This is a genomic window from Photobacterium sp. Hal280 (assembly GCF_037162255.1).
GTDB lineage: Bacteria > Pseudomonadota > Gammaproteobacteria > Enterobacterales > Vibrionaceae > Photobacterium.
Window position 1 is genome coordinate 763,488 of sequence record NZ_JARLUO010000005.1, and the last position, 24,603, is coordinate 788,090.

Below are 24,603 nucleotides of genomic sequence, written 5' to 3' on the forward strand. Positions count from 1 at the left end.
CGCTCATATGCTCGAAATGATTAGTCGCTGGTATCAGCGCAGATTTTCTGACCCCCACGCGGTCAGTTTGGTGGCGATCCTCTTGGTGGGCTTCATCACCATCTATTTTTTCGGCAACCTCATCGCGCCTTTGCTTGCCGCAATAGTGCTTGCTTACTTACTGGAATGGCCGGTGATGTATCTGACCCGGATGAAAGTGCCACGAACCCTGGCCGTCACTCTGGTCATATTGCTGTTCGCCGGGTTAATGGTAATGGCCGTTTTCGTGCTGATTCCTGTTATCTGGCATCAGATCAGTAATTTACTTTCTGATATGCCCAGTATGTTTAACGATCTGCAGCGTTATGTCTCCAGTCTGCCGGAGCGATACCCCGAGCTGGTTCAGCCGGAACAGATCACCGCTGTGATGAACAACCTGCGCGCGAAAGTGCTGGGCATGGGCGAGAGTGCGCTGAAAGGTTCCGTGGCATCGTTGATGAGTCTGGCCACACTGGCGGTCTATTTAATTCTGGTGCCGTTACTGGTCTTTTTCTTGTTGAAAGACAAGGATGAGATGCTCAGTGCCTTCAGCCGCATACTGCCCCGCAACCGTCGTCTGGCCAGTAAGGTCGGTGCTGAGATGAACCAGCAGATTTCGAATTATATCCGGGGCAAGGTCACTGAAATCATTATTGTTGGTACGGTCAGTTACATCACTTTTGCGCTGCTTGATTTACGCTATGCCTTGTTACTGGCTGTGCTGGTCGGCTTCTCGGTCTTGATTCCGTATATTGGTGCAGCTGCGGTGACCTTGCCGGTTGCTATGGTCGGGCTGTTCCAGTGGGGGCTGACGCCAGACTTCTGGTGGCTGCTGGTGGCCTACGGCATTATTCAGACACTCGATGGTAATGTGCTGGTTCCCGTACTCTTTTCGGAAGCGGTGAATCTTCATCCGGTCGCGATTATTATTTCCGTGCTGGTCTTTGGCGGGCTATGGGGCTTCTGGGGCGTGTTCTTTGCAATCCCGTTAGCCACACTGGTGAAGGCTGTCTGGAATGCCTTACCGGCCACAGATCATGGCGAAGAAACCGATTCACCATCACGCAGCTAGTGATCGCACCGCTGGTTATCATACAGGGAGGGTGGGTGAATTTATCCGTGAAGATATTGCTGCTGACCGGACTAGCGATGCTGGCGTTTGCGGCCAATTCACTGCTCAACCGGGTGGCCTTGTCGGACACGGCAATCGATCCTGCCAGTTTTACTCTGATTCGTTTACTGGCGGGCGCCCTGTTGTTATGGCTCATTCACGCTTACAGCCATTCAGGTAAGAAACACAAAGCGAGTGTGGGCGGCAACTGGCTGTCTGCACTGGCCCTCTTCGTTTATGCTGCCGGCTTTTCTTTTGCTTATCTCAGTCTGACAGCGGCGACTGGCGCATTGCTGCTGTTTGCCGCGGTGCAAATCACCATGATGGCCGTTGCGCTGAGCAGAGGTGAAAGGCTGACTTCCTTGCAAATGCTTGGTTTTACACTTGCCCTGGCTGGGCTGGTGGTTCTTTTGTTGCCCGGTGTGTCAGCGCCTTCCTGGCAGGGAGCTGTGCTGATGCTGATGGCGGGAGTGGCCTGGGGGGCTTATACCCTGCGAGGCAAAGGTGCCACAGATCCGCTCCAGACGACGGCAGGGAACTTTTTACGTGCTGTGCCATTTGGTCTGGCATGCTGGATAATATGGGGGAAAACTGAGCTGGATGCGCTCGGGGTGTGGTATGCCGTACTTTCTGGTGGGCTCGCCTCAGGCGTCGGTTATGCGATTTGGTATATGGTTTTACCCTCACTGAGCGCGATGATAGCGGCTACTGTTCAGCTCAGCGTACCTGTTCTGGCGGCTGTCGGTGGTGTGCTGATGTTAGCTGAGCCCGTGACATTACGCTTGTTGGTCGCTTCGATGGCGATTCTGGGTGGAATTGCCATGGTGATCGTGACCAGAAAAGTAGAGCGTCAGAATCCTGATGCTCAAAGCACAAAGGCCGATTGACGGCCTTTGTAAAATGTCTGCAGGTTTAGCTGTTGCCGTTCAGGTATGCCAGCACAACCTCGTGGTGATCTTTGGTTTTGAACTTATTGAAGACATGTTCAATAACGCCGTCTTCGTTGATCAGAAAGCTGATCCGGTGCAGACCGTCGTACACCTTGCCCATAAACTTCTTCTCGCCCCAGACGCCAAACTGTTCGGCAACCGCATGATCTTCATCAGAGAGCAGGGTGAAGTTCAGGTTGTCGCGCTCAATGAATTTAGGCAGGCGTTTGACCGGATCAATACTGATCCCCAGAACAACGACGTTCAGCGCATCCAGCTCCGATTTACTGTCGCGTAATCCGCAGGCTTGTACGGTACAGCCCGGGGTCATGGCCTTCGGATAAAAGTAAGCGAGTACTTTTTTACCTTTAAAATCGTTCAGGCTGACAGGCGCACCATTCTGATCTGGCAGAGTGAAGTCAGGTGCAGGGGTACCCGCAGTCAAGGTTTGCATGTGTCGTTCCTTATGCTTCGAGGTTACTTGGGTAAATGGCCGGTAAAGGTGACTGTGCCTGACACTTGCACTTCCTGGCACAGGGCTTCAAATTCTTCCTGCAAAGACATCAGATTGCAACCTTCGGGCAGGTTCGTGCTGAGCTGTAAGGTGAGCTGATCTTCCTCACCTTGACCTTCTTCTTCCTGAGAATGGGCACTGAGTGCTGAAATGTCTATCTGGCGGCTGGCACAGAAATGGGTGAACTTTTCTATCAGGCCCGGGGCATCATTGCCTTCAATGTGGAAGTCGGCGGTATAGGGATAAAAGCGGTGTTCATGCCTGGTGGTTCTTTTCATCACGGTCAGCAGATCAAACTGCTGGGCCTGAAGCGGCAGGGTCGCTTCAACCTTGGCTATCGATGCTGCCGTTCCTGACAGTAAAAGGATAAAGGTAAATTCACTGCCAAAAATTGCCAGTCGGCTGTCTTCAATATTGCAGCCGCTGAGTGAGATATGTCGGGTAATTTCATCCGTAATACCCGGGCGATCTGAGCCGATTGCGGTGATGACGAGGTAGTGTTCCATACAGTTTCACATTGATGACCTTTATGTTTGCATGGTAGCACAGCCAACTTATCTCCTGCCATGAAGTTACCTGTGCAAATGAGGATATTGTTATGATTGATATATTTTGTTGTTAAATTCGCTGGCTATGGTGCAAGTCACTGGTTTAATCCACTTTTGACAGGGGATCACAGGACAGAATTAACGAACAGGATATGGCCAGCTATGACAGCTATTTTACATTCTACTTGCTTGTGTTTACTGCCACTGAAAAGTACCATGAGAAATCAATAAAAAAGGGAGATCGACATGTTTACTGGTAGCATGGTAGCGCTAGTTACGCCCTTGGATGAAGTCGGCGAAGTTGATTACGCCAGCCTGAAATCCTTGGTTGAATATCATATTGCAGCGGGTACAGACGCGATTGTCGCTGTCGGTACCACAGGTGAGTCAGCGACTCTGACTGTTGAAGAGCACGTCAAAGTCGTGCTGAAGACAGTCGATTTTGCTCAGGGACGTATCCCTGTTATTGCCGGTACAGGCGCCAATGCCACCCATGAAGCCATCACTTTTAGCAAACTATTCTCGGGCACGGGCGTAGCAGCTTGCCTGACCGTCACGCCGTATTACAACAAACCGACTCAGGAAGGTTTGTATCAGCATTTTAAAGCGATTTCAGAAGCCACCGATCTGCCTCAGATTCTGTATAACGTACCCGGTCGTACGTCGGTAGACATGTTACCTGAAACGGTTGCCCGCCTGTCTAAGCTCGATAACATTATCGGCATCAAAGATGCGACAGGTGATTTAGCCCGGGTGGAAAAAACACGGGAACTTTGTGGCAAAGATTTCCTCCAATTCAGCGGTGATGATGCAACAGGTCTGGAATTTGTGGCACGCGGCGGTCACGGCGTGATTTCTGTGACGGCAAATATTGCAGCACCCGATATGGCAACGATGTTCCAGCTGGCCTTAAAAGGAGAACTGGACGAGGCGAAAGCCATCGATGCCAAACTGATGCCGCTTCACAAGCACCTGTTTGTTGAGTCCAATCCCATCCCGGTGAAATGGGCAGCACAAAAGCTAGGACTGATTCAGCACGGCACACTGCGTTTGCCATTAACGCCACTGAGCAAAGAGGCTGAACCTGTGGTGTTGCAAGCGTTGAAAGATGCGAAACTGCTGCCTTCACTGGCTACCGCATAGGAACGTAAGAACTCTACATGAATGTGAATTACAGGCTGGCAGTTACGGCTGTCATGGTGGCTGCTCTGGCTGGCTGTTCGGGCAGCGCAGAGCGACGCCGACAGGCGAATCAGGATTTTAATTATCTGGAAACAGCGCCGTTAAGCAGCTGGAACAGCCCGAGTGGCTCTGCGGCGACGCTGTCGAACGAGTATGCGATACCGCCTAAAGAATACCCGGGCGCGATTGGCAGAGCCGTTGATATTCGTCCACCTCAACAGGTTCTGGCGCTGATCCCTGGTGCCAGAACCGTGAATAACAGTGATGGTACTGTGAGTCTGCAGCTCGTGAATTCGGCTGAACTGGACGAGTTGTGGACGCTGACCAAACGTATGGCAGCTGAGCGTAACATTGCTCTGGATGTGAATACGGCCCAAACACTGGAAACCGGATGGGTGAACTGGAACAACGAAGATGAAGATACGGCGATCAGCAGTCGCTATCGGATTTCCCGTGCCAGTGCCAACGACCAGAACCTGTATACCATCAAACTGCTCGACTGGCGTGAAGCCGGTGTAGAGAAACCTGTCAGTCTGGTGAATCAGGAGCGTTACAGCATTCTGATGACTAACCTGGTGATGGCTAAGTACGATGCTTATGAGCGTGAGAAAGCACGCTTACGTGCCGAGGAGCTGGTGAAGCAGATCCCCATCACTATGGGGCAGGATCGTAGCGGCTTGCCTGTGATTATCGCCCGCGCGCCTTATAACGTGTTCTGGGAACGCCTGCCAAGTCTGTTGCAGTCCCTGGGCTTTACTGTCGACGGTCGTAATCGCTCGCAAGGGACGATCGATGTGAGTTTCCGTAACCCGGATGACAGCTTCTGGGTCGATTTAGGCATTCAGCCTCTGCAGCTGGAAAACCGCGAATATAAGTTGCAGCTGGGTGATCTGGGTAACCGGACTTCAATCACAGTGACAGATGAGGACGGAAAGCCGATCACAGACGAAGCGTTAGAAAGTATTGCGCCGGTATTAGCAGCTGTGATCGACAAAGATAATCAGAAGTAATTTTTCTTCTGATGATTATCGCGACACAAGTTGCCTGACAAAACGAGAACGAAAAAAACGCTTCGGCATCTGAAAGGATTGCCGAAGCGTTTTCTTATTGCGCGGATAAGAGAAAGGGGATTTCTCTGCTCTCGCGCGTGTTTTATTTCACTACTTCGCCTTTTGCCTGCAGATCAGCATGGTATGAAGAGCGAACAAACGGACCGCAGGCAGCATGAGTAAAGCCCAGCTCCAGCGCGATTTCTTTCAGCTCATCAAACTCTGACGGCGGCACATAACGCTCAACCGGCAGGTGATGTCGGCTTGGTGCCAGGTACTGACCCAGTGTCAGCATCGTGACACCATGAGCGCGAAGATCCTTCAGCACTTCTACAATTTCTTCTTTGGTTTCACCCAGTCCCATCATCAGACCTGACTTGGTCGGCACTTCAGGATGCATTTCACCAAACTTTTTCAGCAGATCCAGTGACCACTGGTAGTTAGCACCCGGGCGGGCCTTGCGGTACAGGCGCGGTGCAGTTTCCAGGTTATGGTTGAAAACATCCGGCGGGTTATCGCGCAGGATCTCCAGCGCGTGATCCATACGGCCACGGAAGTCGGGTACCAGCGTTTCGATTGTGATGTCAGGGTTTTTCACCCGGATCTCACGGATACAGTCAGCAAAGTGTTGGGCACCACCGTCCCGGAGATCATCACGGTCAACCGAGGTGACAACCACATAGCGCAGTTTCATGTCGGCGATGGTCTGAGAAAGCTGTACCGGCTCTTCGGCACTCGGTGGCAGAGGACGACCGTGGGCCACGTCGCAGAACGGACAACGACGAGTACAGATAGCACCCAGAATCATGAAGGTCGCAGTACCGTGGCTGAAACATTCTGCCAGGTTAGGGCAAGAGGCTTCCTCACACACAGAGTGGAGGTTGTTCTTGCGCATCGCCGCTTTGATATCCTGAATACGCTGAGTGTCGGCCGGAAGCTTGATCTTCATCCATTCTGGCTTACGCAGCATTTCGCGAGGCTTTTCCTCTGCTTCCATGTTACGTACAGGAATCAGGGCCATTTTATCGGCGTCACGGTATTTGACACCAGGTTCAATTACGATCGGTTTGCTCATGATTAATTGCTTTCCGTTGTCCACTCTATGCTCTGGTAATCGAGCAGTTTCACTAACTCATCGACAAGTACAGGTTGCACGTCAGCCAGTTCTGTAGGGCCATTTAGCCTGGCCAGCTGAGTCATTTCCATACCCGCATAACCGCAGGGATTAATACGCAGAAAAGGTGTTAAATCCATGTCGACATTCAGAGCCAGACCATGAAAAGAACAGCCGCGACGGATACGTAGGCCGAGTGAGCAGATTTTTTTACCGTCGACATACACGCCAGGTGCATCAGGACGGGCGTTGGACGCTACACCGAAGCGGGATAGCGTATTGATTACGGTGTTTTCAATGTGCGTGACCAGTTCTCGGACGCCAAGTTTATGGCGACGCAGGTCAATCAACAGATACATCATTTGCTGTCCGGGACCATGATAGGTCACCTGTCCGCCACGGTCACTCTGAAAAATCGGGATGTCGCCGGGATTGAGCACGTGTTCAGCTTTGCCAGCCTGACCCTGTGTAAAGACGGGAAGGTGCTCAACCAGCCAGATTTCGTCGACCGTATCGTCATCACGGTTGGCGGTAAAGTGATGCATGGCCTCATAAGTAACAGAATAGTCTGTCAGGCCCAGATTGCGGACAATGAGATTTCGTTGCACATTTCACCCATGTTGTCTGTCGGTCTCTGTTGAGAGCCATTCGAGACCAATAATGGTGCATTATAAATCGTGGCGGCTAAAATTTCAGCCGCCAATTACTCGGTAAGACCAGGTATCAGAGCACGACGCGAACAATGTCGATTTCACCCAGCTCTTTGTACAGGGTTTCAACCTGCTCAATATGGGTCGCTGTGATAGTGATAGACACGGCACTGTAGGTCCCTTTTCCGCTTGGTTTAACGGTCGGGGTATAATCGCCAGGCGCATGACGCTGGACAACGCCCACCACCAAATCAGGCAGCTCAGGCTTGTTAAAGCCCATGACCTTGAAAGAGAACTGACAAGGGAACTCGAGTAAATCTTTAAGTTTTGGCTGTTCTTGCTGTTGCATGCTGAACTCCCAGGAAGGTATGCGGTATATCACAATTTAGGGCAGCATATTAATGGCTCGCAGTCCATAACACAAGTCAAGCATCGGGGCAGGGCAGCAGGCCGCAGCGGTCAAAAGAAAAAGGACAGCGAGGCTGTCCTTTTTCAAAAGCGATGGCTTAGCTTAGCCAGCCTTTAAAGAGCAAGACTATGTAGTCAATTAAGCGGCTGAAAATGCTGCCTTCGTTGACTTCATTCAGCGCCAGAAGCGGATATTCAGCCACGTCTTCATCACCCAGGCGGTAGTAAAGTTTACCGACCACGTCGCCTTTATGGATCGGGGCCTTTAACTCTTTTTCCAGCACAAAGTTAGCTTTCAGATCTTTGGCTGAACCGCGAGGCAAGGTCACGAAAGTATCCTGACTGACGCCCAGGGAGACTTCATCGTTGTCGCCCATCCAGACTTTTTCGGTGACAAAGGTTTCGTTCGCTTTATGCGGCGAAACGGTTTCGAAGAAGCGGAAACCGTAGTTCAGTAACTTCTTACTCTCAGCCTTACGGGCATTGGCGCTTTTGGTTCCCATCACGACCGCAATCAGGCGCATCTGACCTTCAGTGGCGGTGCTGACCAGGCTGTAACCTGCGTTGTCTGTATGGCCGGTTTTCAGGCCGTCAACATTGAGGCTTTTGTCCCACAGCAGGCTGTTACGGTTAAACTGCTCAATACCGTTGTAACGGAATGATTTTTCCTTATAGATGGCAAACTCATCCGGCACATCACGGATCAGCCCCTGTGCCAGCAAGGCCATGTCATAAGGCGTGGTGTACAGTTTGTCGTTGTCCAGGCCGTGAACATTGGCGAAGTGTGTTGAATCCATGCCCAGCGATTTCGCCCAGCCATTCATCAGATCAACGAACGAGTCTTCTGAACCGGCGACATGTTCAGCCATGGCCACACAGGCATCATTGCCAGACTGAATAATAATGCCACGGTTCAAGTCAGCGACTTTTACTTCGCTGCCCACTTCAATGAACATTTTTGATGAACCCGGGAAATTTTTTGCCCAGGCATTTTTGCTGATCACAACAGTATCATCCATAGAGATGTTACCGCGTTTGATTTCCTGACCGATCACATAACTGGTCATCATTTTAGTCAGGCTTGCAGGTGGAATTTTATCGTATTCTTTTTGCCCGGCAAGAATTTTGCCTGAATGGTAATCCATCAGGACATAACCTTTAGCGGCTATCTGCGGGGCTTCTGGAACGACGGCGGGCGCCGCGGCCGCTGAAAGACTAGTCAGTAAAGCGGTTGAAACAGCGACAGAGCGAAAAAATGCAGCAGATTTATTCATGATATATGTTACTTGGGTTACGGATATCAAAAAATTGGAACCACTATATCAGATTGAGCTTGTTTAAACAGTTCTCAACCAGAGGAATAGTGGTCCATTGAGGAATCTTGTGAAATTTTTACATTCTTTTGTCAGACTTTGCCCTGACAAATTAGTTCAATTCACGTTGTTCTGAAACGACAAATGCTTCCGGGAATTGGCTTGCCCTGGCTTTATTTCTCTGTACCTCAGCTTCGCCTGAGTCGAGGTACGGACCCAGGCGAAGCCGATAGACGGCAGCGGACTCGGCTTTTTTGACATCCACCTGGGTATTGAACTCTGATTTGAGCTTCTGGGCGGCGAGCTGGGCTTTATTGGGATCACTAAAGGCCGCCAATTGCACAAAGAACCATTTGGGATTTGCGCTTTGCCATTCTGCAGTTGAATCTGGCTGGGGCATCTGCAACAGCTCAATTTTGACCGGCGCCGTGCCGTGACCTACCACGTCGAGTTTGGTGGCTGCTGCCATACTGAGATCGATGATACGCCCCTCATGGAACGGGCCGCGGTCGTTGACCCGGACAATGGCACTTTTGCCATTACTGGTATTGGTAACTCTGACATAGCTGGGTAACGGTAAGGTTTTATGCGCAGCTGTCATTGAATACATGTCATAAATTTCGCCATTAGACGTTTTGTGACCATGAAACTTTTTGCCGTACCATGAGGCCAGCCCTTCTTCGCTAAAAGGCTGCTCCGCCGGGACAATGGTGTAGGCCTGGCCTCTCAGCGTGTAATCCTTGTTGCCGGCCAGACTTTTGGGTTCGTACCTTGGCTGTGCATCTTCAATGTGATCCAGGGTCGGGGAGCTCTCTGGCGCGCGGTCATCTTTTATCTGATAGCGATCTGAGTGAGTGGTGCTGCACCCTGCCATGAGCAGGGTGACACTGAGTGAAAAAGCGAGTGATTTGGACACTGTGTGCATCAGTTAGCCTTGGACAACATTTTTCTGTGGGTGTGGATAGACATCAGGATACCGAAACCTGCCATCAGGGTGACCATGGAGGTACCGCCGTAGCTGACCAGGGGCAGCGGAACACCGACCACAGGCAATAAGCCACTGACCATGCCAATATTGACGAATACATAAACAAAAAAGCTCAATACGATACTGCCTGCCATCATACGGCCAAAGGCGGTTTGTGCCCGGCTGGCCAGCAGCAGCCCGCGGCCGATCACGAACAGATACAGCGCCAGCAGGCCGATGACCCCGGACAATCCCCATTCCTCGGCGATGACGGCAAAAATGAAGTCGGTGTGACGTTCCGGCAAAAACTCCAGCTGTGACTGGGTGCCGTGGAGCCAGCCTTTGCCGGTAATCCCGCCTGAGCCAATGGCAATTTTCGACTGAATGATGTGATAACCCGCACCAAGTGGATCGGACTCCGGATTAAACAGTGTCAGCACCCGGGTGCGCTGATAATCGTGCATCAGGAAGAACCAGAGCACCGGGATGAACGCACCGATCAGCATGCCGGCAAAAATAATAATCCGCCAGCTGATGCCGGACAGAAAAAGCACAAATATCCCGGATGCGGCGATCAGGATCGATGTGCCAAGATCGGGTTGTTTGGCAATAAGAATGGTTGGCACGAAAATCATCAGGGTTGCGATGATGATATTTTTCAGGCTGGGGGGCAGCGGGTGGTTTCCGATAAAACGGGCCACCATCAAGGGGACGGCCAGCTTGATCAATTCAGATGGCTGGAAACGGACGACGCCCAGATCCAGCCAGCGTTGTGCTCCTTTGGAGATTTCGCCCACCAGCAGTACTCCCACCAGCAGCAGTAAGCCGACCCCGAACAGATAGGGAGCCCAGGCTTCATAGTGGCGAGGAGCAATCTGGGCCAGGATGAACATCACCGCCAGAGACAGCAGCATACGGACTGCCTGGCGTTCCATCATGTCAAGGTTCTGGCCGCTGGCACTGTACATGACGACCAGGGCGAATCCCATCAGCGTCAGGATCCCCAGTAATAAAGGAACGTCGATATGCAGGCGATCACTCAAGGTGGCTTTGCTGCCTGTCGCTGCCATGATACTCATTGCGAAACCTCAGCCAATGTCGATTTATCTTTGTCATCGTGATTGAGCAGCATATGGTCGAAAATCTGCCTTGCGACCGGGCCGCCATTACTGGAACCGCCGCCGGCATTTTCAAGCACCATGGCCACGACGTATTCAGGATGCTCAAAGGGGGCAAAAGCGGTGAACAGCGCGTGATCTCGCAGATGCTCTTCAAGCTCTTCGGCATTATATTCTTCATCTTCAGCCAGTCCGAAGACCTGGGCTGAACCGGATTTACCGCCAGCTTTGTATTCTGCGCCATAGAAAGCGCGTCTTGCCGTTCCGCGACTGCCGTGCAGTACCCGGTACATACCATCTTTGGCGACCTGCCAGTATTTTGGATCGACACCGGTAATGGGCGGAAAAACTTCATATTTGGCGGGGGTTTCACCGTCGGCATCCATAATGCTTTTCAGCAAATGCGGTGCTCTGACGACGCCGTCATTGACCAGCACTGTGGTCGCTTTGGCGATTTGCAGTGGCGTCGATGTCCAGTAACCTTGTCCGATCCCGACAGGAATGGTGTCGCCCTGATACCAGGGCTGGCGAAAACGGGCCTGTTTCCATTCGCGGGTCGGCATGTTGGCTTTGCTTTCTTCGGCAATATCAATTCCGGTATATTCACCGTAGCCAAACTTGCTCATCCACGTAGACAGCCTGTCGATGCCCATGTCATAGGCAATCTGATAGAAAAAGGTATCGACGGACTCTTCAATGGCTTTGTGAATGCTTACTTTACCGTGACCCCAGCGCAGCCAGTCACGGAATGGCCGGCTGTTGGTATTCGGGATTTTCCAGTAGCCAGGATCGTTGCGTGTCGTCCGTGTGGTGATGACGCCTTCGGCTAAGGCCGCCACAGCAATCGCGGGTTTGACGGTGGAAGCCGGCGGATAAATCCCCAGGGTAACCCGGTTCACCAGCGGCCTGTCTTTGTCATTGAGTAATTCGCTGTACTGTTTCGAAGAAATGCCATGCACGAACAGATTCGGGTCATAACTCGGACTGGAAACCATAGCAAGCACGGAGGAATCTTTGGGATCCATCACCACCACAGATCCCCGCTTCACCTTGGTGAATTCTTCGCCGGTTTCCGGGTCGATTTTCTTTTCAGTCAGCAGCTCTTTGACATACAGCTGCAGATCAATATCCAGATTCAGGCGCAGATCTTTGCCCGGCACAGGCGGTACATATTTCAGGGTGCGGATAATACGGCCGCGGCTGTTGACTTCGACTTCCTGGTAGCCTGAGGTGCCGTGCAGCAAGTCTTCATAGTATTTTTCAATGCCCAGCTTGCCGATATCCCGGGTGGCTTTGTAGTTGTTCAGGCGATCTTCCCTGTCCAGCATTTCCAAGTCCCTGTCGTTGATTTTTGCAACATAACCAAGGACATGGGTGAGCGCGTCACCGTAAGGGTAGTAACGTTTCAGGTAGGCTTTAACCTCAACACCCGGAAAACGGTGCTGATTCACGGAGAACAGGGCAACTTCTTTTTCGGTCAGCTGGTTACGCAGCGGAACAGAGTTAAAACGCCGGGTACGGCGACGCTCTTTGTCAAAGCGTTCAATCTCTTCCTCTGTGATTCCCAGCAGCGATTTCAGACGGCCAAAGGTCTCATCCAGATCCGGGACTTTCTCTGTGATCACTTCCAGCGAATACACGGGCCTGTTTTCGGCCAGTAATACCCCGTTACGGTCGTAAATCATGCCGCGGTTAGGTGAGACGGGAACGATTTTGATGCGGTTGTCATTGGAGCGGGTCTGATAATCTTCAAACTCACGGACCTGAATGTGATAGAGATTAGCAATCAGCACGCCAATCAAAGCAAAGATACCGACAAAGGAGAAGACCGCTCGTCTGAAAAACAGAGACGATTCTGCCTGATGATCCCGGATCTGAAGTCGCTTTCTGCGCATGCCGTCTATTCCCTGTGGTATGGGTGGTTGGCTGTGATGCTCCAGGCCCGGTAAAGGCTTTCGGCCATCACAATACGCACCAGCGGATGTGGCAGCGTTAACGGAGACAGGGACCAGCTTTGCTCTGCAGCGGCTTTACAGGCCGGCGCCAGACCTTCGGGTCCGCCAATCAGGATAGACACATCCCGACCGTCCAGTTTCCAGCTTTCCATCTGATCGGCCAGCTGTTCTGTGTCCCAGCGTTTGCCCGGAATATCTAAGGTGACAATGCGGTTGCCTTTGGCAACGGCAGCCAGCATGGCCTCGCCTTCTTTTTGCAGAATGCGGGCAATATCAGCATTTTTACCCCGTTTGCCGGCTGTAATTTCAATCAGCTCCAGCGGCATATCTTTAGGAAAACGGCGGCGGTATTCCTCAAAGCCGGTTTCTACCCATTTAGGCATTTTTGTGCCGACCGCGATCAGTTGCAACTTCATCCGTCAGTTAGCCCCAAAGCTTCTCCAGTTGGTAAAGCTGACGCGCATCTTCTTGCATGATGTGCAGCATGACGCTTCCCAAATCAACCACGACCCACTCAGCGTCTTCTTCGCCACTGATACCAAACGGCGGGAAGTCTATCAGTTTGGAGGCGGTGTTGACATTGTTTGCAATCGAAGCGACGTGGCGGTTTGAAGTACCGGTACAAACGACCATGAGATCAGTAATGCTGGATTTGCCGCGAACATCCAGAGTCACGATGTCGAGGGCTTTCATGTCATCAATTTTGTCAATGATGAAGTCGTGTAGTTCTTGTAGCTGCAAAGGGGTCTCCCTCAATTCAGTCTTCTCTTGTGATTAGAGTCAGGTGAGCCGATCGGGTTCACATTTTAACGCTGGAGTATACCATGCTCAATTCTGGCTGACGCTTGCATGGTGCCGTGATGTACAGATTTTTTGAGCATCAGCCAGTTTTAACAATAATTTGCCAGCGAGGTCAGTGTGGCTGCAAAGGTAAGCCCTTACTTAGCCCGCACATCATGGCGCATAATGTGCTTAAACCGGGCCAGACACTGGTGTCATAGTCAGTTTTAGCCTGACGTTCAAGCTGGCTGAGTTGTTGGATAGCTTTTAGCAGGGCCGGTAAAGGTAATCGGTGCAAGGCGCCGACATAGAGTTCACGCCGGTTTTGCCAAACCCGAAAATTCTCAAGAATCCGGTTGAGGGGAATGCCCTGTTGACCCATTTCCTGCATACGGTACAGCTGGGTCAGTTCACGCTGTAAGGTACGCAGAACAATAATGGCTTCGACACCTTCGGCTTCGAGCTGGCGCACAATGCGCTGACTGCGCTTTGCCTGACCGGCCAGTAGGGCATCCAGCAGTTGAAACGGGGTGTAGTGATTATGACGGCTGAGCGCCTCCTGAATCCGGGGCACGGTCAGGGTGCCGTCAGGATAAATCAGGGTGAGTTTGTGCAGGCTCTGTGCCAGTGCCAGCAGGTTCCCTTCATGCCACTGTGCCAGGATCTGTATGGTTTCTGCATCGGCATTCAGTCCCAGTTGCTGACAACGTTGCTGGATGAAACGGGGGAGCTGACGGGCGTCTGGCGTATTACAGGGCACATAGATGCCCTGAGCCGTGAGCGCTTTAAACCAAGCGCTGCTTTCTTGTTTTTTATTGAGGCGCGGGCCCTGCACCAGCAGCAGGATATCCGGGTGCAAGGCATCAATCACCGTTTGCAGCGATTTGGCCTGAGCCGCAGTGATACCGCTGTCCGGCATGGTCAGTTCGATGATCTGGCGTGAAGAGAACAAGCTCAGCGCCTGGCAATTATCCAGCACCTCGTTCCAGTCCAGCTGATTATCGATGCTGTAGCTGTGGCGCTCGAGAAAACCGCCGTCTCTGGCCTGTTGGCGCACCCGGTCAGCCGTTTCCTGTAACAGCAAAGGTTCGTTGCCTGCAAGCAGGTAAGCGGAGGCTAAGCCTTGTTTTAACCGCTCAGCCAATTGTTCCGGGTAGATCCTCATTGCGCCGTGCTGTCCATGGTGTTGAACATCTGATCGGCGGCCTGTTTATCGGCATCGGTTTCTGTCTCAATCGTGGTGACACTGCCGTTGGTGTCGCTGGCCGGGAAGTCCGCATCGTCAGCATCTGAGTGATTCAGGTCGGCGGTCAGACGGGCCAGCTGACGCATAATCTGGCGCGAGGCCTGCTGGCGCATCTCATCCTGTAGCATATCGCGCTCCACCGACTTTGCCAGTGCGGTTAGCGGGTTATCCAGAAAACTGCGGTTCACTTTGGTGGTAAAACGCTTGGCCCCTTTATCAGGCACCACCACCTGATAGCTGACGGTATAGGTCAGTTCGTATTCGGCAGCCCGGCTGTTCTGGTACAAGGATAAGGTGCGTTCCCCCAGAGACTCGCTGAGCAGGTGCAGATTGGGCACCTGAGATGATGGCGGCACAGCTTCAATACCGTGCAGTTTGAACTGGGATTTCACCATACGGGTCAGGGGACCGTATTTATCAAAGCTGGTCAGAGACAGGCGGGCAATATCGTCGGGCAGCATGTAGTTACCACGTAAATGGAAGCCGCATGATGCAGTGGCCAGCGCCAGTACGACGACAAAGACCAGACGGAAACGGGACAGAAGAGATGACGCTGCGCTCACCGTGTCTACTCCTTAGTAACAAATTCGAGAGTGAAAGAGAAAACGCCTTCCCACTGGGAAGGCGTTGTTGGCATGCCTGTTAGTTGGCAACAATGTTCAGCAGCTTGCCCGGTACGTAAATCACCTTACGAATGGTTTTGTCGTCGGTGAATTTCGTGACGTTCTCGTCTGACAGTGCCAGTGCTTCGACCTGATCTTTGCCGGCATCTGCCGCCACAGTCAGCTTGGCGCGTAGCTTGCCGTTCACCTGAACGATGATAAGTTTCTCATCTTCCACCATCGCGCTGTCATCGGCAACCGGCCAGTCAGCATGATCCACCTGAGACTCACCCAGTGCATGCCACAGTTCAAAGCAGATATGCGGGGTGATTGGGTACAGCATACGGACAACCGCTTTCAGGGCTTCGTCCAGCAGGGCACGATCCTGGGCACTGTCTTGCGGGGCTTTACCCAGCTTGTTCATCAGTTCCATGATCGCTGCGATAGCTGTGTTGAATGTCTGACGACGGCCAATATCATCGCTGACTTTGGCAATGGTTTTGTGCACATCACGACGCAGCGCTTTCTGATCGGCGTTCAGTGCTGAAGCATCCAGTGCTTCGACCGCACCTTTGGCGGTATGTTCAAACACCAGTTTCCAGACACGTTTCAGGAAGCGGTTGGCCCCTTCCACACCTGACTCCTGCCACTCCAGCGTCATATCAGCAGGAGAAGCAAACATCATGAACAGACGCACGGTATCCGCACCGTACTTATCAACCATTTCCTGCGGGTCGATACCGTTGTTTTTCGACTTCGACATCTTGGTCATGCCGGAGTGCACCAGCTCGTTACCATGCTCGTCAGTGGCTTTGGTAATGCGGCCTTTCTCGTCACGCTCCAGCGTCACCTCTGTTGGCGAGACCCAGACTTTGGCGCCTTTGTCACTGGTGTAGTAGAAGGCATCTGCCAGCACCATACCCTGACATAACAGCTGTTTGAACGGCTCGTCGCTGGTCACCATACCGCTGTCGCGCAGCAGTTTGTGGAAGAAGCGGGAGTAGAGCAGGTGCATACAGGCGTGTTCAATCCCGCCGATGTACTGGTCAACCGGCAGCCAGTAGTTGGCGGCATCAGAGTCCAGCATTTCGTCCGCCTGAGGTGAACAGTAACGCGCGTAATACCAGGACGATTCCATAAAGGTGTCGAAGGTATCGGTTTCACGTAGCGCCGGTTCACCGTTAAAGGTGGTTTCTGCCCAGCTTTTGTCTGCTTTGATCGGGCTGGTCACACCGTCCATTACCACATCTTCCGGCAGGATCACCGGCAACTGATCGGCAGGGACAGGATGCACTTCGCCGTCTGCTGTGGTGACCATAGGAATCGGTGCGCCCCAGTAACGCTGGCGGGAAACCCCCAGTCACGCAGGCGGAAATTGACGGTTTTCTTGCCTTTTCCTTCGGCTTCCAGTTTGGCGGCAATCGCATCGAACGCCGCCTGGAAATCCAGACCGTCGAATTCGCCCGAGTCAAACAAGACGCCTTTTTCGGTGTAAGCTGCTTCGCTGATATCCAGTTCGCTGCCGTCGGCCGGCTTGATCACCGGAACGATATCCAGGCCGTATTTGGTGGCGAATTCAAAGTCACGCTGATCGTGGGCAGGTACGGCCATCACGGCGCCTGTGCCGTAGTCCATCAGCACGAAGTTAGCGACGTAAACCGGCACGCGGCGGCCATTGAGCGGGTGAACGGCATACAGGCCAGTGGCCATACCTTTCTTCTCCATGGTCGCCAGTTCGGCCTCTGCCACTTTGGTGTTACGACATTCTTCAATGAAGGCTGCCAGTGCAGGATTGTTTTTGGCGGCCAGATCAGCCAGAGGATGACCGGCTGCGATGCCGACGTAAGTCACCCCCATCAGGGTATCCGGACGTGTGGTATAGACTTCCAGCGGTGTGTCCTGGCCTTCAACGGCGAAGGACAGCTCAACACCTTCTGAGCGGCCAATCCAGTTGCGCTGCATGGTTTTGACCATCTCAGGCCAGCCTTCCAGGTTGTCCAGATCGTCCAGCAACTCCTGGGCGTAGGCCGTGATTTTAATAAACCACTGCGGAATTTCTTTTTGCTCTACCGGGGTATCACAACGCCAGCAGCAGCCGTCTTCAACCTGCTCGTTGGCCAGTACTGTCTGGTCATTCGGGCACCAGTTCACGGAAGAGGTTTTCTTATAGACCAGACCTTTATTATACAGCTTGGTAAAGAATTCCTGTTCCCAGCGGTAGTATTCCGGGGTACAGGTAGCAAACTCACGGTTCCAGTCGTAACCAAAGCCCAGTAATTTCAGCTGGTTCTTCATGTAGTCGATGTTTTCGTAAGTCCACGGCGCAGGGGCGGTGTTGTTCTTCACCGCGGCATTTTCTGCTGGCAGGCCGAATGCGTCCCAGCCGATTGGCTGCATCACATTCTTGCCTTGCAGGCGCTGATAACGGGAAATCACATCACCGATGGTGTAGTTACGCACGTGGCCCATGTGCAGACGTCCACTTGGGTACGGGAACATGGAGAGACAGTAGAATTTTTCTTTATTAGGGTCTTCACTTACAACAAAGGTTTGGTTGTTGTCCCAATGTGCTTGAACTTGCGGTTCAATGTCCTGTGGACGGTATTGTTCTTGCATCGATGACTTCCGGAATCGTTGTGAGTTAATACAAACACAGTCAAAATAATCGACATAGAATAACTAAAGGTAAAGGTAGCAACAATAGCTGAGGCCGAATAGGCCGGTTATTCTCATCATTCAGCCACGGATTGCCCGTGCCGGGCTGGTTACTGACGCTGAGGTATGTGTCAGGGTGCCTATGTCCGGCGGATTAAGCCTAGGAGAAACTCACATGGCTAAAGAAAAAGATGCGTATGAATCTATGTTGGAAGAGATCACGGAAGCCCTCAAGCATAGCCCTGATGAGCTGAAACATTGGATTGATACCAGTGAAAAGTATCGCACCGCGGCCAGTGACATGACCAAAGATGAACTGGCGCTGATCCGTGCGTATTTCAAACGGGATCTGAAAGAATTCGGGCAAAATGTGCAGGAAAGCCCGACCCCTTTCTCTGAAAGTCCGTTTTACAAACTGGTGACTGAGACGATTTGGGAGGGGTTGGCGGAAGTAACCGATAAGACCCAGCTGGAATGGTTAGAGGTCATGGACGATATCAAGCACCAGGGTATCTATAAAGCCGGTGAGGTGGTTGGTTTGGGGAATCTGGTCTGTGAGCAGTGCGGACATCATGAACAGTACACGCACGTGCGGACGATTGAGCCCTGTACTAAGTGTGGGCACACCCAGTTCACCCGTCAGCCTCTGGCGCCGTAAAACAGGTACTGCTGACAAGTGACAGGGAGCTGGTTGCTCCCTGTCTGGTTGGATCTGCGTTTGATTTAGTGGACGCCTTCTTGCGGGGAAGTGTCCCTGAAATCGCCCCGGCGGCGTTTAATCAGCAGCCAGGAAACGGCAACGGACCAGAGTAAATACAAGTACAATGGCCAGCTGCCCAGCGTGGTGTAGGGTGTCAGACCCTTGGTCGGGGTCACAGTGGCACGCAGGACACCGGTTTCGAACTGTGGCAGCTCGGCAATGATTTGACCCTGGTGATCAACCACGGCGGTCACGCCTGTGTTGGTGGCACGCAGCAAAGGTTTCCCTGTCTCCAGTGCCCGCATCTGGGCGATTTCCATGTGCTGATGCGGGCCAATCGAGCGGCCGAACCAGGCGTCATTGGACAAGGTCAGCAGCATGTCGGTGTCCATGCCCACATTCTGGCGAACCTGCTCGCTGAAGGCGATTTCATAGCACAAGGCCGGAGCCAGCGCATAACCTTTAGCTTCCAGATTGGTCTGGACAAAACTGCCGCGGCTGAATGAGGACATCGGCAGATTGAAAAACGGGGCAATCGGGCGCAGTAAATCACCGAAAGGCACAAATTCACCGAACGGCAGCAAATGGTGTTTACTGTACCGGCTGGCGCTATCGTAGTGGTATTCACCGTCACGGTTGATACCCAGCGTCAGTATATTGTTGAAAAACTCACCCTGTTCGGTTTTATCAAGTACACCTGTAATCACTGCACTTTGATTTAAACGGGCGGCTTCATCGAGATGACTGAGGAAGGTTTCCACCTGTTTTTCCAGCGCGGGAATTGCCGCTTCCGGCCAGATAATAATATCGGCATCCCAGTTTTCGCGGGTGAGATCTAAGTATTTCATCAGGGTGGGCCAGCGCTGCTCAGGCTGCCACTTCAGAGCCTGCGGGACATTGCCTTGCACCAGCGCGACCTTGACCGGTTTGTACGGTTCAGGCTGAACCCATTCAATGCCCTTGGCCTGATACGCCAGCAGCAAGACCAGAACCGGTACGGTCAAGGGGCGCCAGTTGCGGTAATAACCGGCGGCGACCAGTGCGCCACAGCTCAGCACCAGTGCCAGCGTCAGGCCTTCAACCCCCAGGATCGGCGCGAAACTGGCCAGCGGGCCGTGAATTTGCCCGTAACCCATCCATAACCAGGGAAAGCCGGTAAACAACCAGCCTCTGACCCAATCCAGCAGCAGCCAGAAAACCGGGCCCAGCAGCATCAGCTGGTGGAAAGGCCTGCCTTGACCGAACCGGGCAAACAAGGCGCCAAACACAGCAGGGTAGAGCGCCAGATAACCGACCAGCAGCACCATCAGGAACAGACCGGCAATGACGGGCATGCCGCCAAAGTCGGCAATGCTGACATGGACCCACCAAACGCCGCTGCCGAATAATCCTAACCCCCATGACAAACCTGTCCAGAAGGCGGTTTTAGGGCGTTGATTCTGCAGCAGGGTAAAGAAAATAATCAGGGAGAGCGGGGCGAGGTACCAGAGCTTATAAGGGGCGAAAGACAAGGTTGCCAGTGCGCCGGAAGGGACGGCCAGTAGCAGCCGTCCTGTCAGGTTTAGATTGTCGATTCGTCTCATCAGGGCGTCATCGTTGGTTGGTGTGCCTCCTGCGGCACTGTCACTTGTAGTTGTATGACCCGGCGGCTGTCTGCGGCGGTGACTTTGAACGCATAGCCTTCCAGCTCGACCACTTCACCACGGGCAGGCAGGTGACCAAAGCTGGTCATGACCAGTCCGCCTATGGTGTCGATATCGTTCGCACTGAAGTTGGTCTGGAACAGCTTGTTGAAGTCATCAATCGTGGTCAATGCCTTCACATTCCAGGTGTGCTTACTGAGCTGACGGATGTCCTGTTCTTCCTCGTCGTCGAATTCATCTTCGATTTCACCAACGATTTGCTCCAGAATATCCTCAATAGTGATCAAGCCGGAGACGCCACCAAATTCATCGACCACGATGGCCATGTGGTAGCGTTCTTCCCGAAATTCTTTCAGCAGGCGATCGACCCGCTTGCTCTCCGGCACAACAACCGCCGGGCGCAGAATGGCGCTGAGGTCAAATGGCTCGCTGTCCGGGCGCAGGTAGCGCAGCAGATCTTTTGCCAGAAGAATACCTTCAACGTGGTCTTTATCATCACTGATGACCGGGTAGCGTGAGTGCTGGGCATCAACAATGATATCAATGAGGTCTTCAACCTTCTGTGAACGTTCTATGGTTGTCATTTGGGAGCGGGGAATCATGATATCCCGAACCCGCATCTCAGAAATTTGGATCACACCTTCGAGCATGTCGCGTGTGTGATGATCAATCAGATCATTTTCTTCGGAATCACGGATCACATCGACCAGTTCTTCCTTATTCTGAGGTTCGCCCTGAAAGAGCTGGCCAATACGTTCAAAGAAGGTCTTTCGACTCGGACCGTCAGAATTTTGGGGGTTATCGTCGTTCATTGCTTTCTATTCAAATATGTGGACAGAGCCACGGAAGGTCGGCGCCGCCACAGGCGCAGCCGACAGTATCTTAGCCAAAGACAGCCACAAGCTGATGTTAGTATTGGTCAGCTTCGTAAGGATTGGCAAACCCTAAACCTTGCATTATCTCGGTTTCCAGGGCTTCCATTTCTTCGGCTTCTTCGTCATCAATATGGTCATAACCTAGCAGATGAAGTGAGCCGTGTACAACCATATGTGCCCAGTGGGCAAACAAGGGTTTACTCTGCTCCAGAGCCTCACTTTCAACCACCTGACGACAGATAATCAGATCGCCCAGCAGCTCCAGTTCCACACCCGGAGGCGCTTCAAACGGAAAAGACAGCACATTGGTCGGCTTGTCTTTGCCCCGGTATTCACTGTTCAGCGCCTGGCTTTCGGCTTCATCAACCAAACGTACAGTCACTTCGGCTTCGGTTTGAAACGGGGCCACCGCTGCTTCCAGCCAGCGCTGAAAGTCAGCCTCTGTCGGCATGCCACTCTCATCAGCGGTGGCAAGCTGTAAATCCAGATAAATTGACATCTGTACGATTATTCCGTTTCAGGACTGGCCTGGCGCGCTTCCTGCTGGTCGCGACGGCGTTGTTCAGCCAGTTTTTTTGTTTTTGATCTTCGCTCTCCCAGGCTTCATACGCCTGGACGATACGTGCCACCACAGGGTGGCGAACCACGTCAGTGGCCTGAAAGAAGTTAAAGCTGATTTCATCCACATCGGCCAGCACTTCAATCGCGTGGCGCAGACCGGAGCGCGCACCGCGTGGTAAGTCGATCTGGGTCACATCACCGGTGATCACGGCACGCGAGTTAAAGCCGATCCGGGTCAGGAACATTTTCATCTGCTCTACAGTCGTATTCTGGCTTTCATCCAGAATAATGAAGGCATCGTTCAGCGTCCGGCCGCGCATGTACGCCAGCGGTGCCACTTCAATGACATTACGCTCAATGAGTTTTTCTACCCGCTCAAAACCCAGCATTTCAAACAGGGCATCGTAAAGCGGGCGCAGATACGGATCGACCTTCTGGCTCAGATCGCCCGGCAGGAAGCCCAGTTTTTCACCGGCTTCTACGGCAGGGCGGGTCAGCAGAATACGGCGGATTTCCTGGCGCTCCAGCGCATCAACCGCAGCGGCAACCGCCAGGTAGGTTTTCCCCGTACCGGCAGGACCAATCCCGAAGGTGATATCGTGACCGACCATATTGGCAATGTACTGGGCCTGGTTCGGTGTCCGCGGCTTGATGACGCCTTTCTTGGTCTTGATGTGAATTTCTTTGCCGTAAGGGATGCTTGAACTCACATCTTGCTCCAGCACGCCCGATTCTTTAATCGCCAGATGAATCTGCTCAGGTTCAATATCCGGGATCACGTTGCGCACCGGTGCGGTGTCAACATACAGATTCTTCAGGATATTGGCGGTGGCTTCGGCAGTATGTGGCTGACCCACGATGCTGAAATTGTGGCTGCGGTGGTTAATTTCAACGCCCAGACGGCGTTCCAGCTGCTTGATATTGTCGTCGAAAGGACCGCAAAGGCTGGCCAGGCGGTGGTTATCGGCGGGTTCGAGATTCAGTTCAACAGTAATAATTTTGCTCAAGATTTGCCTCTCTGTGGGCCACCCACTGTGACGGGTGGCCGGAATAGTTGGGCACAGGCAGAAATTTCTGTCCTCTTATTAAGGAGTATAAACGCCTACACCTATTTCATCTTCTTTACGGGTTTTCTCCATGACCTCGCTGGGGGACATGGCAATACGCAGGTTCATGTCGGCTTCAGTGCGGACAAGCTCACCACGCAGGGAATTGTTGAAGACATCCGTGATTCTGACATCAACAAATTGGCCGATCAAATCCACTGAACCTTCAAAGTTCACCACACGGTTGTTCTCAGTCCGGCCGCGCAGCTCCATGATGTTCTTTTTCGATGGCCCTTCCACCAGAATACGCTGTTCAGTGTCCAGCATCTGACGGGAGTAACGCATCGCTTGTGCATTGATCTGCTGCTGCAGTTCATACAAACGCGCTTTCTTCACGTCTTCAGACAGATCACAAGGATAGTCGGCCGCGGGAGTCCCCGGACGGGCTGAATAAATGAAGCTGAAACTCATGTCAAAGTCGACATCGCGGATCAGTTTCATGGTGTCCTGAAAGTCCTGATCGGATTCACCCGGGAAAGCCACGATAAAGTCGGAGCTGATGGTAATGTCCGGGCGAGCCTTACGCAGCTTGCGGATCTTGGACTTGTATTCGATGGCAGTGTGCGGACGTTTCATCATCGCCAGAATACGGTCTGAACCGCTCTGAACCGGCAGGTGCAGGAAGCTGACGACTTCCGGCGTGTCTTCATAAACGGCAATGATGTCGTCGGTGAACTCAATCGGGTGGCTGGTGGTATAGCGGATGCGGTCGATACCGTCAATCGCGGCTACCAGACGCAGCAATTCAGCGAATGTTGCAATCTCGCCGTCATGGGTTTCACCACGGAAGGCGTTCACATTCTGGCCCAGCAGGTTGACTTCACGGACACCTTGCTCTGCCAATTGCGCGATTTCAAACAGCACGTCATCCAGCGGGCGGCTGACTTCTTCCCCGCGGGTGTAGGGCACCACGCAGAAAGTACAGTATTTAGAACAACCTTCCATGATAGACACGAACGCGGTCGGGCCTTCGGCCCGCGGCTCTGGCAAGCGGTCGAATTTCTCGATTTCCGGGAAAGAGATGTCCATGACCGGTGCATCGGAAGACTGCGACTTGCTGATCATTTCAGGCAAACGGTGCAGCGTTTGCGGGCCAAAGATCACATCCACATAGGGTGCACGGTGCCGGATGGAATCCCCTTCCTGAGTGGCAACACAGCCGCCCACGCCAATCACCAGGCCTGGTTTTTTATCTTTCAGCGTTTTCCAGCGGCCCAGCTGGTGGAAGACTTTTTCCTGTGCCTTTTCGCGAATAGAGCAGGTGTTCAGTAGCAGTACATCGGCTTCTGCTGGTTCTTCTGTTAATTCATAACCGCCATTGGCGTTGAGAAGATCGGCCATCTTGGATGAATCGTATTCATTCATCTGACAACCCCAGGTTTTGATAAGCAGTTTCTTCGCCATGTCTAACTCTTCACTCGTCGTGTTAATTCAGTGCATTTACGTTGCGTTTGCAGCGTCAGAGGTCGCCTTAAATTGCAAGCCGCGTATTGTACTGCTTTCGACACGGCGTGACCAGATCATCCATGCTGATTATAAAATCAGCAGCAGGCGCATCT

22 protein-coding genes and 2 pseudogenes are annotated in these 24,603 nt (G+C 52.6%); 5 read left to right on the forward strand and 19 right to left on the reverse strand.

All coding sequences use genetic code 11. From position 1 onward, the window contains the following. The first annotated feature begins 7 nt into the window (after positions 1-7). Both P4S53_RS12820 and P4S53_RS12825 read left to right on the forward strand, forming a co-directional pair. Positions 8-1,090 (forward strand): AI-2E family transporter, encoded by a 1,083-nt coding sequence (locus P4S53_RS12820; RefSeq protein ID WP_337112966.1) that lies wholly within the window; start codon positions 8-10, stop codon positions 1,088-1,090. 35 nt (positions 1,091-1,125) lie between these two features. After that, positions 1,126-2,016, forward strand: a complete 891-nt coding sequence (locus tag P4S53_RS12825) for a DMT family transporter (protein ID WP_337112967.1) — start codon at positions 1,126-1,128, stop codon at positions 2,014-2,016. Between the two features lie 25 nt (positions 2,017-2,041). Here the strand turns inward: P4S53_RS12825 and bcp are convergent, their stop codons facing one another. Next, a complete protein-coding gene (bcp, locus tag P4S53_RS12830) occupies positions 2,042-2,512 on the reverse strand; it encodes a thioredoxin-dependent thiol peroxidase (RefSeq protein WP_027253791.1) in 471 nt (156 codons plus the stop codon). 23 nt (positions 2,513-2,535) lie between these two features. After that, on the reverse strand, positions 2,536-3,078 hold the full coding sequence (locus P4S53_RS12835; RefSeq protein WP_337112968.1) for a glycine cleavage system protein R: 543 nt from the start codon (positions 3,076-3,078) through the stop codon (positions 2,536-2,538). A gap of 288 nt (positions 3,079-3,366) precedes the next feature. On the opposite strand from P4S53_RS12835, the gene dapA reads away from it, so the two are divergent. Together dapA and bamC are read left to right on the forward strand one after the other, a co-directional pair. Further along, positions 3,367-4,263: a 4-hydroxy-tetrahydrodipicolinate synthase gene (gene dapA, locus P4S53_RS12840; protein WP_337112969.1), complete on the forward strand. Its 897-nt coding sequence runs from the start codon at positions 3,367-3,369 to the stop codon at positions 4,261-4,263. Between the two features lie 17 nt (positions 4,264-4,280). Further along, positions 4,281-5,312 carry an outer membrane protein assembly factor BamC gene (bamC, locus tag P4S53_RS12845; RefSeq protein ID WP_337112970.1) on the forward strand — a complete coding sequence of 344 codons (1,032 nt, stop codon included), beginning with the start codon at positions 4,281-4,283 and terminating at the stop codon, positions 5,310-5,312. A 142-nt stretch (positions 5,313-5,454) separates the two neighbouring features. Here bamC and lipA read toward each other — a convergent pair whose 3' ends face one another. From lipA to leuS, 12 genes and pseudogenes are all read right to left on the reverse strand, one after another. After that, positions 5,455-6,426 (reverse strand): lipoyl synthase, encoded by a 972-nt coding sequence (gene lipA, locus P4S53_RS12850; RefSeq protein WP_337112971.1) that lies wholly within the window; start codon positions 6,424-6,426, stop codon positions 5,455-5,457. 2 nt (positions 6,427-6,428) lie between these two features. Further along, complete coding sequence (gene lipB, locus P4S53_RS12855; RefSeq protein WP_192014584.1) at positions 6,429-7,073, reverse strand: lipoyl(octanoyl) transferase LipB; 645 nt, start codon at positions 7,071-7,073, stop codon at positions 6,429-6,431. Between the two features lie 115 nt (positions 7,074-7,188). Then, positions 7,189-7,464, reverse strand: coding sequence for a DUF493 family protein YbeD (ybeD, locus tag P4S53_RS12860; RefSeq protein ID WP_027253797.1), 276 nt, complete (start codon positions 7,462-7,464; stop codon positions 7,189-7,191). 157 nt (positions 7,465-7,621) lie between these two features. Further along, entirely contained in the window at positions 7,622-8,797 is a 1,176-nt protein-coding gene (locus P4S53_RS12865; protein WP_337112972.1) for a serine hydrolase, read from the reverse strand. Between the two features lie 151 nt (positions 8,798-8,948). Beyond that, entirely contained in the window at positions 8,949-9,761 is an 813-nt protein-coding gene (locus P4S53_RS12870) for a septal ring lytic transglycosylase RlpA family protein (protein WP_337112973.1), read from the reverse strand. Then, a complete protein-coding gene (gene mrdB / locus P4S53_RS12875) occupies positions 9,761-10,882 on the reverse strand; it encodes a peptidoglycan glycosyltransferase MrdB (RefSeq protein WP_337112974.1) in 1,122 nt (373 codons plus the stop codon). Before mrdB ends, P4S53_RS12870 begins: the two co-directional genes overlap by 1 nt. Next, entirely contained in the window at positions 10,879-12,816 is a 1,938-nt protein-coding gene (gene mrdA / locus P4S53_RS12880) for a penicillin-binding protein 2 (protein ID WP_337112975.1), read from the reverse strand. Before mrdA ends, mrdB begins: the two co-directional genes overlap by 4 nt. A gap of 5 nt (positions 12,817-12,821) precedes the next feature. Further along, positions 12,822-13,292 carry a 23S rRNA (pseudouridine(1915)-N(3))-methyltransferase RlmH gene (rlmH, locus tag P4S53_RS12885; protein WP_192014590.1) on the reverse strand — a complete coding sequence of 157 codons (471 nt, stop codon included), beginning with the start codon at positions 13,290-13,292 and terminating at the stop codon, positions 12,822-12,824. 7 nt (positions 13,293-13,299) lie between these two features. After that, entirely contained in the window at positions 13,300-13,617 is a 318-nt protein-coding gene (gene rsfS / locus P4S53_RS12890) for a ribosome silencing factor (protein WP_337112976.1), read from the reverse strand. Between the two features lie 172 nt (positions 13,618-13,789). Next, entirely contained in the window at positions 13,790-14,821 is a 1,032-nt protein-coding gene (gene holA, locus P4S53_RS12895; protein WP_337112977.1) for a DNA polymerase III subunit delta, read from the reverse strand. After that, positions 14,818-15,465 (reverse strand): LPS-assembly lipoprotein LptE, encoded by a 648-nt coding sequence (locus P4S53_RS12900; protein WP_337112978.1) that lies wholly within the window; start codon positions 15,463-15,465, stop codon positions 14,818-14,820. Before P4S53_RS12900 ends, holA begins: the two co-directional genes overlap by 4 nt. A 79-nt stretch (positions 15,466-15,544) precedes the next feature. Then, positions 15,545-18,120 (reverse strand): annotated as a pseudogene (leuS, locus tag P4S53_RS12905) (leucine--tRNA ligase). 214 nt (positions 18,121-18,334) lie between these two features. Between leuS and P4S53_RS12910 the strand changes: the two are divergent. Further along, on the forward strand, positions 18,335-18,817 hold the full coding sequence (locus tag P4S53_RS12910; protein ID WP_027253806.1) for a zinc ribbon-containing protein: 483 nt from the start codon (positions 18,335-18,337) through the stop codon (positions 18,815-18,817). Between the two features lie 65 nt (positions 18,818-18,882). On the opposite strand, the gene lnt is transcribed toward P4S53_RS12910, so the two are convergent. The 5 genes and pseudogenes from lnt to miaB all read right to left on the reverse strand — a co-directional run bounded on the left by lnt (position 18,883) and on the right by miaB (position 24,448). Then, positions 18,883-20,442 carry an apolipoprotein N-acyltransferase gene (gene lnt, locus P4S53_RS12915; RefSeq protein ID WP_337112979.1) on the reverse strand — a complete coding sequence of 520 codons (1,560 nt, stop codon included), beginning with the start codon at positions 20,440-20,442 and terminating at the stop codon, positions 18,883-18,885. Continuing rightward, a complete protein-coding gene (gene corC, locus P4S53_RS12920; protein WP_027253808.1) occupies positions 20,442-21,314 on the reverse strand; it encodes a CNNM family magnesium/cobalt transport protein CorC in 873 nt (290 codons plus the stop codon). The genes lnt and corC overlap by 1 nt, the downstream gene beginning before the upstream one ends. 97 nt (positions 21,315-21,411) lie before the next feature. Beyond that, positions 21,412-21,876, reverse strand: a complete 465-nt coding sequence (gene ybeY, locus P4S53_RS12925) for an rRNA maturation RNase YbeY (RefSeq protein WP_337112980.1) — start codon at positions 21,874-21,876, stop codon at positions 21,412-21,414. 8 nt (positions 21,877-21,884) lie between these two features. Further along, positions 21,885-22,948 (reverse strand): annotated as a pseudogene (locus P4S53_RS12930) (PhoH family protein). Positions 22,949-23,023: 75 nt separating this feature from the next. Further along, positions 23,024-24,448, reverse strand: coding sequence for a tRNA (N6-isopentenyl adenosine(37)-C2)-methylthiotransferase MiaB (miaB, locus tag P4S53_RS12935; RefSeq protein ID WP_337112981.1), 1,425 nt, complete (start codon positions 24,446-24,448; stop codon positions 23,024-23,026). Between the last annotated feature and the right edge of the window lie 155 nt (positions 24,449-24,603).

Coding starts and splice junctions, on each gene's coding strand:
- ybeD (WP_027253797.1), bottom strand. CDS start 7,464: ATGCAACAGCAAGAACAGCCAAAACTTAAAGATTTACTCGAGTTCCCT.
- holA (WP_337112977.1), bottom strand. CDS start 14,821: ATGAGGATCTACCCGGAACAATTGGCTGAGCGGTTAAAACAAGGCTTA.
- bcp (WP_027253791.1), bottom strand. CDS start 2,512: ATGCAAACCTTGACTGCGGGTACCCCTGCACCTGACTTCACTCTGCCA.
- mrdB (WP_337112974.1), bottom strand. CDS start 10,882: ATGAGTATCATGGCAGCGACAGGCAGCAAAGCCACCTTGAGTGATCGC.
- P4S53_RS12820 (WP_337112966.1), top strand. CDS start 8: ATGCTCGAAATGATTAGTCGCTGGTATCAGCGCAGATTTTCTGACCCC.
- lipA (WP_337112971.1), bottom strand. CDS start 6,426: ATGAGCAAACCGATCGTAATTGAACCTGGTGTCAAATACCGTGACGCC.
- miaB (WP_337112981.1), bottom strand. CDS start 24,448: ATGGCGAAGAAACTGCTTATCAAAACCTGGGGTTGTCAGATGAATGAA.
- bamC (WP_337112970.1), top strand. CDS start 4,281: ATGAATGTGAATTACAGGCTGGCAGTTACGGCTGTCATGGTGGCTGCT.
- P4S53_RS12835 (WP_337112968.1), bottom strand. CDS start 3,078: ATGGAACACTACCTCGTCATCACCGCAATCGGCTCAGATCGCCCGGGT.
- P4S53_RS12870 (WP_337112973.1), bottom strand. CDS start 9,761: ATGCACACAGTGTCCAAATCACTCGCTTTTTCACTCAGTGTCACCCTG.
- P4S53_RS12865 (WP_337112972.1), bottom strand. CDS start 8,797: ATGAATAAATCTGCTGCATTTTTTCGCTCTGTCGCTGTTTCAACCGCT.
- P4S53_RS12910 (WP_027253806.1), top strand. CDS start 18,335: ATGGCTAAAGAAAAAGATGCGTATGAATCTATGTTGGAAGAGATCACG.
- ybeY (WP_337112980.1), bottom strand. CDS start 21,876: ATGTCAATTTATCTGGATTTACAGCTTGCCACCGCTGATGAGAGTGGC.
- mrdA (WP_337112975.1), bottom strand. CDS start 12,816: ATGCGCAGAAAGCGACTTCAGATCCGGGATCATCAGGCAGAATCGTCT.
- rlmH (WP_192014590.1), bottom strand. CDS start 13,292: ATGAAGTTGCAACTGATCGCGGTCGGCACAAAAATGCCTAAATGGGTA.
- corC (WP_027253808.1), bottom strand. CDS start 21,314: ATGAACGACGATAACCCCCAAAATTCTGACGGTCCGAGTCGAAAGACC.
- dapA (WP_337112969.1), top strand. CDS start 3,367: ATGTTTACTGGTAGCATGGTAGCGCTAGTTACGCCCTTGGATGAAGTC.
- lnt (WP_337112979.1), bottom strand. CDS start 20,442: ATGAGACGAATCGACAATCTAAACCTGACAGGACGGCTGCTACTGGCC.